This is a genomic window from Aristaeella hokkaidonensis (assembly GCF_018128945.1).
Taxonomy (GTDB): domain Bacteria; phylum Bacillota; class Clostridia; order Christensenellales; family Aristaeellaceae; genus Aristaeella; species Aristaeella hokkaidonensis.
This window is the reverse complement of record NZ_CP068393.1, coordinates 1,861,807-1,871,441: the sequence shown is the minus strand read 5'-3', so window position 1 is coordinate 1,871,441 and position 9,635 is coordinate 1,861,807. Positions and strand designations below refer to the sequence as shown.

At 57.6% G+C, this 9,635-nt stretch carries 11 protein-coding genes; all 11 read left to right on the top strand.

Annotation, left to right across the window (positions count from 1 at the left end; genetic code table 11):
• Positions 1-6: 6 nt before the first annotated feature.
• The 11 genes from JYE49_RS08465 to rplW all read left to right on the top strand — a co-directional run bounded on the left by JYE49_RS08465 (position 7) and on the right by rplW (position 9,633).
• On the top strand, positions 7-861 hold the full coding sequence (locus tag JYE49_RS08465) for a ParB/RepB/Spo0J family partition protein (protein WP_093957120.1): 855 nt from the start codon (positions 7-9) through the stop codon (positions 859-861).
• A gap of 47 nt (positions 862-908) precedes the next feature.
• Positions 909-1,598, top strand: a complete 690-nt coding sequence (locus JYE49_RS08460) for a sugar transferase (protein WP_283399371.1) — start codon at positions 909-911, stop codon at positions 1,596-1,598.
• A 134-nt stretch (positions 1,599-1,732) separates the two neighbouring features.
• Entirely contained in the window at positions 1,733-2,605 is an 873-nt protein-coding gene (locus JYE49_RS08455) for a transketolase (RefSeq protein ID WP_093957121.1), read from the top strand.
• Positions 2,602-3,525: a transketolase family protein gene (locus tag JYE49_RS08450; protein ID WP_093957122.1), complete on the top strand. Its 924-nt coding sequence runs from the start codon at positions 2,602-2,604 to the stop codon at positions 3,523-3,525. The genes JYE49_RS08455 and JYE49_RS08450 overlap by 4 nt, the downstream gene beginning before the upstream one ends.
• A 9-nt stretch (positions 3,526-3,534) precedes the next feature.
• Positions 3,535-4,278 carry a LicD family protein gene (locus JYE49_RS08445; protein WP_093957123.1) on the top strand — a complete coding sequence of 248 codons (744 nt, stop codon included), beginning with the start codon at positions 3,535-3,537 and terminating at the stop codon, positions 4,276-4,278.
• 206 nt (positions 4,279-4,484) lie between these two features.
• Positions 4,485-5,288 (top strand): MBL fold metallo-hydrolase, encoded by an 804-nt coding sequence (locus JYE49_RS08440; protein ID WP_093957270.1) that lies wholly within the window; start codon positions 4,485-4,487, stop codon positions 5,286-5,288.
• A gap of 4 nt (positions 5,289-5,292) precedes the next feature.
• Complete coding sequence (gene abc-f, locus JYE49_RS08435) at positions 5,293-7,197, top strand: ribosomal protection-like ABC-F family protein (protein ID WP_093957124.1); 1,905 nt, start codon at positions 5,293-5,295, stop codon at positions 7,195-7,197.
• A 517-nt stretch (positions 7,198-7,714) separates the two neighbouring features.
• The gene (rpsJ, locus tag JYE49_RS08430) at positions 7,715-8,023 is read left to right on the top strand and encodes a 30S ribosomal protein S10 (protein ID WP_084095110.1); all 309 of its coding nucleotides are present in this window, start codon (positions 7,715-7,717) and stop codon (positions 8,021-8,023) included.
• Positions 8,024-8,042: 19 nt separating this feature from the next.
• The gene (gene rplC, locus JYE49_RS08425) at positions 8,043-8,684 is read left to right on the top strand and encodes a 50S ribosomal protein L3 (protein WP_093957125.1); all 642 of its coding nucleotides are present in this window, start codon (positions 8,043-8,045) and stop codon (positions 8,682-8,684) included.
• 23 nt (positions 8,685-8,707) lie between these two features.
• Complete coding sequence (rplD, locus tag JYE49_RS08420) at positions 8,708-9,331, top strand: 50S ribosomal protein L4 (RefSeq protein WP_093957126.1); 624 nt, start codon at positions 8,708-8,710, stop codon at positions 9,329-9,331.
• Positions 9,328-9,633 (top strand): 50S ribosomal protein L23, encoded by a 306-nt coding sequence (rplW, locus tag JYE49_RS08415; RefSeq protein ID WP_093957127.1) that lies wholly within the window; start codon positions 9,328-9,330, stop codon positions 9,631-9,633. The genes rplD and rplW overlap by 4 nt, the downstream gene beginning before the upstream one ends.
• Positions 9,634-9,635: the final 2 nt, after the last annotated feature.

The window sequence follows — 9,635 nt, the reverse complement described above, 5'->3', positions numbered from 1 at the left end:
GCAGTTATGCCGAAGAAGACGCACGGCCTCGGAAGGGGACTGGATTCCCTGTTCGCGGGAGCCGAAGACTGGGGAACCAGTATACAGGAAATCCCCGTGGGCGAACTGGATCCGAACCCGGATCAGCCCCGGCGCACCTTCAGCCCGGAAAGCATCAGCCAGCTGGCGGACAGCATCCGGGAGCAAGGTGTATTGCAGCCCCTGCTGGTTGCTCCCGCAGGGGGCGGCCGCTATATGATCATTGCCGGTGAACGCCGCTACCGCGCGGGCCGTGAAGCCGGACTGGAGACGCTGCCCTGCATCGTCAAGGATATTGACGTGATCCGGCAGCGTGAAATCGCGCTGATTGAGAACCTGCAGCGCGAGGACCTGAACCCCATCGAAGCCGCGAAGGGCATCCGTGCCCTGATGGACCAGTGCGGCTATACGCAGGAGAAGGTCAGCTTCCGCCTGGGCAAGAGCCGTCCGGCGGTGGCCAACATGCTGCGCCTGCTGCAGCTGCCGGACGAAGTGACCGAGATGGTGAAGGACGGGCTGCTGACCGCTGGCCATGCCCGGGTGCTTGCCGGTGTGAACAGCAGCGCGGAACAGCTGCGCCTTGCCCATAAAGCAGTGGACGAAGGCCTGAACGTGCGCCAGATGGAGCAGCTGGTGAAGGCCCTGGGCGCCAAGCCCAAGAAGAAAGCCGCACCGAAGCGCCTGCCTGCGGAACTGAACGAACTGCAGGAAAAGATCCTGCGCCGGACCGGACTGAAGAGCACCCTGACGGGCAGCATCTCCAAGGGACGGATTGTGCTGCAGTACAGCAGCCGGGAAGAGCTGGAGAGGCTGAATGACATCCTCGATAAGATCGGGGATTAATTCAGAATTCAGAATTAAGAATTAAGTGTTTTCGACGGAGGGATACAGTGGGTAAGAACGAGCTGCCGAAGGAGCCGTACTGGGACGGACCGCTGTCACATCCCTTTTACAGCAAGGTAGTCAAGCGGATCCTGGATCTGCTGCTGGCACTGATCCTGCTGATTCCCGGATTGATTGTGATGATTCCGCTGGCCATCTGGGTCAAGCTGGATTCGGAAGGCCCGGTTTTCTACCGGGCGGTACGGGGCGGTTATCATAACCAGCCCTTCCGTATTTTCAAGTTCCGCAGCATGGTGGTGGACGCTGACAAGACCGGCGGCTGCACCGCCAAGAACGACGACCGGGTGACCCGGGCAGGCCGGGTGATGCGGCGGCTGAAGCTGGACGAGCTGCCCCAGCTGTTCAACATTATCAAGGGCGACATGAGCTTTGTCGGCCCGCGGCCGGAACTGCTGCTGTACACAGAGCAGTATACGGAGGAACAGCAGTGCATCATGTGGGTGCGGCCGGGCATCACGGACCGGAGCAGCATCGTGTATATTGCCCAGGATGAGATCGTGGGCGAGGAAGATCCGGTAGCCAACTTTGAACGGCTGATCCTGCCGGAGAAGAACCGCCTGCGGGTGGAATACGCCAGGAGCCAGAGCTTTGCGCTGGACGCGGGACTGTTTTTTGAAACAATCGGTGGTGTATTTCATAAAGCAGAAGTTATGAGAAAAGAGAAAGTAAATTCATAATTCATAATTCATAATTCACAATTATGAATGGTTGAACCGGCATATATATGAAACGGAGAGACGCAGACTGTTTGTGAGTGAGATGAACACTATAAAATTATGAATTATGAATTATGAATTAAGAAGGAGACGGCATGGAAAGCTACGAGGCGCTGGTGCACAGCGGGTTTGAAGGGGAACCGGACGTCCGGGATCCGAAAACGCTGGCCTGGCTGATTCGCAGGAACGGTCTGGAAATGACCCACCTGAGCCGGGGCAGCCATATCGGCAGCGTACTCAGTGTCGCGGAGATTATCGCGGTGCTTTATGCCCGCGTGCTGAATGTGGATCCGAAGGAACCGAAGAAGCCGGACCGGGACCGCCTGATTCTGAGCAAGGGTCACGCGGGCAGCGCGGTATACGCCGCACTGGCGGAGACCGGCTTTTTTCCTGTTGAACAGCTGAAGACACATTACGCCAACGGATCGATCCTGTCCGGTCATGTGAGCCATAAGGGCGTGCCGGGAGTGGAGGTTTCCACCGGTTCCCTGGGACATGGCCTGGGCGTAGGGACCGGCATGGCGCTGGGCGCAAAGATGGACGGCGCCCAGTGGCGGACCTATGTGGTGCTGGGAGACGGCGAGTGCGACGAAGGTTCCGTATGGGAAGCCGCGCTGCAGGCGGCCCAGTACAAGCTGGACCGGCTGATTGCCGTGGTTGACTACAACCATATGCAGAGCCTGGCCACGGTGGATGAGACCCTGCGGCTGGAACCCTTTGAGCAGAAATGGAAGGATTTCGGCTGGAACGCAATCAGCGTGGACGGCCATGATACGGAAGCCCTGCTGAAGGCTTTTGAGTGGGCAAAGGAAAACGCCGGCAGCCGGAAACCGTCGGTGATCCTGGCTCATACCGTGAAGGGCAAAGGGATCTCCTTTATGGAGAACAACATCCTGTGGCATTACCGGACGCCCCAGGGCGAGGAATATGACGCAGCACTGAAGGAACTGGAGGCAATCAGACCGTGAGAGACGCGTTTGCGCGGGTCCTTGAGGAGGAGATGGAGCAGAATGAGCGGATCGTCCTGATTACGGGCGACCTGGGCTTTGGCGTGCTCCGGCAGATCCACAGGCGCTTTCCGGACCGGCTGATTAACGCCGGCATCGCGGAACAGGGCATGGTCAGCATGGCTGCCGGCCTGGCGACTACGGGCAGGACCGTACTGGTTTATTCCATCGGCAACTTCCCGGTGCTCCGTCCGCTGGAACAGATCCGGAACGACTGCGTGTACCACAAGGCGGACGTGAAGATCGTATGCGTGGGCGGCGGCTTCGTATACGGAAGCCTGGGCATGAGCCATCACGCGACGGAAGATATGTCCGTGATGCGCGCGATTCCGGAAATGATCTGCTATACGCCCGGCGATCCCGCGGAGACCGAGGCTGTGACCCACGACATGATCTGGCGGAAGGGCACATGCTATCTGCGGCTGGGCCGGGGCAATGAACCGAAAGTGCATGAAGGCCCGGTGAAGGGCTGGTCCTTTCCCAAGGCCATTACGCTGCGGGGCGGCAAGGATATAGCCATCCTGAGCTGCGGCGGCATCCTGACCCAGGCGATGGACGCGGCGGAGCGGCTGGCGGAGAAAGGCATCAGCGCGCGGGTGGTGAGCTTCCCCTGCCTGAAGCCCCTGGACACTGACACGGTGAAGGAACTGCTGGCAAACTTCCGGCGGATTATCACCGTGGAAGAGCATACGATCATCGGCGGCTTCGGCAGCGCGGTCTGCGAACTGGCTGCGGAAGAGGGAACCGGATGCCGGGTGAAGCGGATCGGACTGAACGACTGCTTTACCACCGTGGTGGGAGACCGGCAGTACCTGAGAGAGATATACGGGATGGACGGGGAAGCCATTGCCGACAAGGCGGAAGCTTTCCTGGAAGAGTGAGGCGCGAAGATGAAAAGGGAACTGACGCTGGACGAGATCCACGAGGAGCTGCTCTGCCAGCTGCGGGACATCAAGGCGATCTGTGACAGGCACGGGATTGAGTACAACCTGATGTGCGGAACGCTGCTGGGCGCGGTGCGCCACAAGGGGTTCATTCCCTGGGATGACGACGTGGACCTGCTGATGACCCGGGAGGAATTCACCAAATTCCGTCAGATTTATCCCAAAGAATGTGACAGCCGGTTTGAGCTGACCTACCTGGACACCTGGACACCCCGGGTGATGAACCGGGATCCGGAGAAGGCGGCTGCCTTTACGGACTTCTTTATCCTGGATCCGCTGCCGCCGGAAGGCTGGCAGAGGAAACTGCATCTGCTGCACCTGCACCTGCTGCAGGGCATGATGAAAAAGAACGTGGACTACAGCCGGTTCAACCTGAAGAACCGGATCCTGCTGAAGGCGACCCACCTGCTGGGCATGCCCTTCAGCTATGCCTGGAAAGCAAAGCGGTACGACAAGGTGTCCACCCGGATCAGGAGCGGGAACGACCTGCACATGTCCAATGGCGCGTTTGAGCTGATGACGCATGTGTGGCATCCGGAACAGTTTGCCGAAAAAATCACGGCGCCCTTTGAGGACGTGGAGTGCCTGATTCCGAAGAAGTATGACGAGGTGCTGACCGTGCTCTTCGGACCGGACTATATGACGCCGCCGCCGGAAGCGGAACGGGTTGCGAAGCATTTGGATCTCTGATCCAAATACTTCACAACAATTCATAATTCATAATTCACAATTCATAATTTTGAATTGTCAACCTGGCTTTTACTTCCTGAAATAAGGAAAGCTGGCAGTATGTGACATGGAATTGCGGCAGGGAAAAGCATACAATCATTATGAATTATGAATTCTGAATTGCGAATTCAGAGATTGACGAGAAACGGGGATAAGACCAGGTGGACATGTTTTTCTGCCCCCTGTACTCCGGATCAAGCGGAAACGCGCTGTTCTGCCAGTACGGGAACACAAGGCTGCTGATTGACGCGGGGAAGTCCGGGAAGACGATCGAGGACGCACTGGCTTCCATCGGCGCGGATATACGGAGCATCAGCGGGGTACTGATTACCCATGAACACAGCGACCACATTTCCGGCGCGGGCGTGCTGGCGCGGAAATATAACCTGCCGCTGTATGCCACGAGGGAGACCTGGTGGGCGATGCGGGGCAAGCTGGGAAAGATTCCGCAGGAATGCATGCGGGAGATCGAAGCCGGAAAGGATTTCTGGCTCGGCGATATCGGCGTGGTACCCTTTTCCATTCCGCATGACGCGGCGGATCCGGTAGGCTTCAGGCTGTACGGCGGAAACCTGAGCGTTTCCACAGCGACGGACCTGGGCTATTTTTCGGAAGATGTGTACGCCAATGTGGCGGGCAGCACGCTGGTGCTGCTGGAAAGCAATCACGACCCGGATATGCTGCGGGCCAACCCGCGGTATAACGCGGCGCTGAAGGCACGGATCCTGGGGGATCACGGCCACCTGAGCAACGAAGCATGCTCATCGGCGCTGCTGCGGCTGATCAATGCCGGGACGGGCAATGTGATCCTCGGCCACCTGAGCGGAGAGAACAATACGCCCACGCTGGCCCGGAAAGTATCCTCTGACGCACTGGCCCGGGAAGGCATCCGGCCGGGGGAGGACATCCGGATGGAGGTGGCGCTGCGGGACGAGGTCGGCAGCGTCTATATACTGAAAGAGAGAACATAAGGTTATGATTATACTGGCCCTTCAGGACGTAAAGAAGAGCTTCGGCACCCATGAGGTGCTGAAGTCTGTTTCCTTTACCCTTCAGGACGGGGAACGGATGGGCCTGGTTGGAGTCAACGGCAGCGGCAAAAGTACCATCATGAAGATCATTGCCGGACTGGAAACTGCCGACAGCGGCACCGTGAGCATGCAGAAAGGGCTCCGGATCGGTTATCTGGCCCAGCAGGGCGAGCTGACCGGGGAGGAGACGGTGCTGGAAACGCTGGAGAGCGTCTTTGAACCCCAGCGGCGTATGGAAGCGGAACTGCGGTCCCTGGAGCAGGAAATGGCTGAATCCGGGTCTGATCCGGAAGCACTGCGGATCCTGGGCGGGAAATATGACACGCTGACCCGGGAGTTTGAACGGAGTAACGGCTACGGATGGCGGTCTTCTGTGCAGGGTGTGCTGGCCGGTCTGGAGCTCCGGGAGTTCCAGGATATGAAGACAGGACTGCTGTCCGGCGGCGAGCGCACCAGGCTGTGCCTGGGACGGATGCTGCTGACGGAACCGGATCTGCTGCTGCTGGACGAACCGACCAACCACCTTGACCTGAAGAGCATTGCCTGGCTGGAAGAGTACCTGGCTGCTTTCCACGGCGCTGTGCTTGTCATCAGCCACGACCGGTATTTCCTGGACCGGGTGTGCGGCCGGATGGCGGAGCTGCTGCTGGGCAATGTAGAGACATACAGCGGAAACTATACCGAATACCTGGAAAAGCGGACGACTGTGTACGAAAACCGGATGCGGGCCTGGAAGCTGCAGCAGAAGGAAATCGCCCGGCAGGAAGCCATTATCGCCATGTACCGCCGGTTCAATAAGGAGAAGAGCATACGGATTGCCAACAGCAAGCAGAAACGGCTGGATATGGTTGAACGGCTGGAGAAGCCTGAAGATGAAAGCACAATCCGGTTCCGGTTTGAAACCCGGCGGCGTACGGGTGATGACGTGCTGATGACCGAAGGCCTGAGTAAGGGCTACGGGGACCGGATCCTGTTCAGGGATCTGAAGATGCACGTCCGCGCCGGAGACCGGATTGCCCTGATCGGTGACAACGGCACAGGCAAGAGTACGCTGCTCCAATGCCTGATCGGCGTGGAAAAGCCGGACGCAGGTGTAATCCGCTGGGGAACAGGCGTGGATCTGGGATACTACGACCAGCACCAGTCGGAGCTGCATGAGAACAAAACCGTGCTGGATGAGGTATGGGACCGGTTCCCGAGAATGGAACAGTATGAGGTGCGGGGAGCGCTGGGCCTGTTCCTGTTTACCGGGGATGAGGTTTTTGAGCCGGTCAGTACCCTGAGCGGCGGCGAGAAGGGCCGGGTGGCCCTGACGGAGCTGATGCTGCGGAAGGATAATGTGCTGCTGCTGGACGAACCGACCAACCACCTGGACATGGACAGCCGCGAAGCGCTGGAGAACGCGCTGAGCGATTTCCCGGGGACGATTATCTCGGTCAGCCATGACCGTTACTTTATCAACCGCTTTGCTGAAAAGGTCTGGGTACTGGATGGAAACGAGATCAAGGAGTACCTGGGCAACTATGACAGCTACGCGCTGAAGGTCAGCCGTGACCAGGAACCGGACGGCAGTGCTCCGCAGCAGACCCGGACAGCGATGGACAAGGAAAAGCGCAGGAGCCGGGAAGAGGAAAGGAAACTCCGGGAACAGAAGGAAGCGCTGAAGGCGGCGGAGCAGGCGATTGCCCGCGCGGAGAAGGAAGCCGGAGAGATGGAGGCGGAACTGGCGGATCCGGAGATCTGGAAAGATCCGGACAAGGCAGCCGAAACCACCCGGCGGTATAACGCCCTGAAGGATGAGATTGAGCGCCTGTATGAACAATATGATGCGCTTGAGAGCAGTCTGTAATACAAGATACAGCATATGACGCCCGGAACCGAAAGGTTCCGGGCGATTTGTATGTTTCAGGGGGACTGTAAATAGACACACATGATGGGGTGTATATAAATATCGGACGAAAGCATTGATAAATATAGAAAGTTTATGTTGTAAAATTGAAAAATATTTTTTTGAGACCAGGAAAAGGGGGAATAGGCGAAAAATAGGGACACACCAGTAACAGTGTTCACATATGAATGACGGGACGCAAGTAAAACCGACGTTTACGGGAAATCGAAAAAGTAAAAAAGTTCAAAAAAATTTTCAAAAAACTGCTTTTTACCTCTTGAAAAAATAGAAAGACTCATATATAATTCTCCTGTTGTCTGTTTAGGGATGAAGTGGTAAGTTGCCGTCCGGCCAGACGGGTAATTATCACGGACCAGCCCGCTAATCGGGCGACGGACTCGAAGGCGTCAGAGAGGATCTGCACCTGCAGTGGATCCCGGAGAACGCAAACGAGAACGAATTGAGGAGGTTAACAGGAATGGCCAACCAGAAAATCCGTATCAAGCTGAAGAGCTACGAGCACAAACTGATCGACCAGAGCGCGGAGCGGATCGTTGAAACCGCAAAGCGTACCGGCGCTCGTGTCTCCGGCCCCATCCCGCTCCCCACGGAAAGGGAGATCGTCACTATCCTTCGCGCCGTCCATAAGTACAAGGACAGCCGCGAACAGTTCGAACGCCGCACCCATAAGCGGTTGATCGACATCAACAATCCGAATCCCAAGACGGTGGACGCCATGATGAAGCTCGATCTTCCTGCTGGTGTCGAAATCGAAATGAAACTGTGAGGCAGGAGGAGCGATTAATATGAAGAAAGCGATCGTGGGCAAAAAGATCGGCATGACGCAGGTCTTCACTGAAGACGGCCGTCTCGTACCGGTCACCGTGATTGAAGCGGGCCCCTGCACAGTGGTGCAGACCAAGAACATCGAAAGCGACGGCTACGATGCCGTACAGGTCGGTTTCGGCGACCTGACCGAGAACCGCGCCAAGAAACTGCTCACCAAGCCTGAAATCGGCCACTTCAAGAAGGCCGGCGTGGAGGCCAAGCGCACCCTGCGTGAATTCCGGTTTGAAGACTGCAGCAGCTACAAAGTCGGCGACGTTCTGAAGTGCGACCAGTTCGCCCAGGGCGACAAGATCGACATCACCGGAACCAGCAAGGGTCACGGATACACCGGTCCCATCCAGCGGTGGAACCAGCACACCGGCCCCATGGCTCACGGCTCCAAGTATCACCGCGGCGTGGGTTCCATGAGCGCGAACTCCGACCCCAGCCGGGTATTCAAGAACAAGCACATGGCCGGCCACTACGGTGTGGATAAGGTCACGGTGCAGAACCTGGAAGTCGTCCAGGTGGACGCGGAACGCAACCTGCTGCTGGTCAAGGGCGCTGTGCCCGGCCCCAACGAAGGTCTGCTGATTATCCGTGACACCTGCAAGGCCTGAAGCTGAGCAAGGAGGAAGAGACAATGGCAAAAACCGCACTTTATAATATGGAAGGAAAGACCATCGGCGAAGTTGAGCTGAGCGACGAGATCTTCGCGGCTCCGATCAACGAAGCAGCGATGCACCTGATGGTCCGCTCCTACCTGGCAGCACAGCGCCAGGGAACACAGAGCTCCCTGACCCGCGGCGAAGTCCGCGGAGGCGGCCGGAAGATCTACCGCCAGAAGGGCACCGGTAACGCCCGCCACCATGGCAACCGCGCACCCCAGTTCAAGCACGGCGGTGTCGTGTTCGCCCCCAAGCCCCGTGATTACGATCTGGCCGTGAACAAGAAGGTTCGCCGCCTGGCTTTCAAGAGCGCCATGACCACCAAGCTGAACGCTGGCGAGATCATCGTTGTTGACAAGCTGGAGCTGAAGGATGCCAAGACCAAGCTGATGGCCGAAACGCTGAAGAAGCTGCAGGCTGAAAAGAAGGCCCTGGTGATCCTGCCCGAGCGTGAAGAGAGCATCATCCGCGCGACCGCGAACCTGCCCCAGGCGAAGGTCAGCTACGTGAACACTCTGAACGTTTACGACATCCTGAACGCCGACAAGCTGGTTATGACCGTTGCGGCCAAGGAAAGCGTCGAGGAGGTGTACGCATGAAGAACCCCCATGACATCATCAAGCGGCCGATCCTGACGGAAAAGGCTTACGAAGGAATCGACGAGAAGCGCTACGTTTTCGAAGTCGACATCAAGGCCAACAAGGCCGAGATCAAGAACGCCATTGAAACCGTGTTCGCGGAAGACGGCGTGAAAGTTGCCAAGGTCAACACCCTGCGCACCATCGGTAAGATGAAGCGCCAGGGCCGCACCCAGGGCATGACCCCCGAAACCAAAAAGGCCTATGTGATTCTGAAGAAGGACTCCAAGCCCATCAAGTTCTTCGAAGGCATGGCACAGTAACG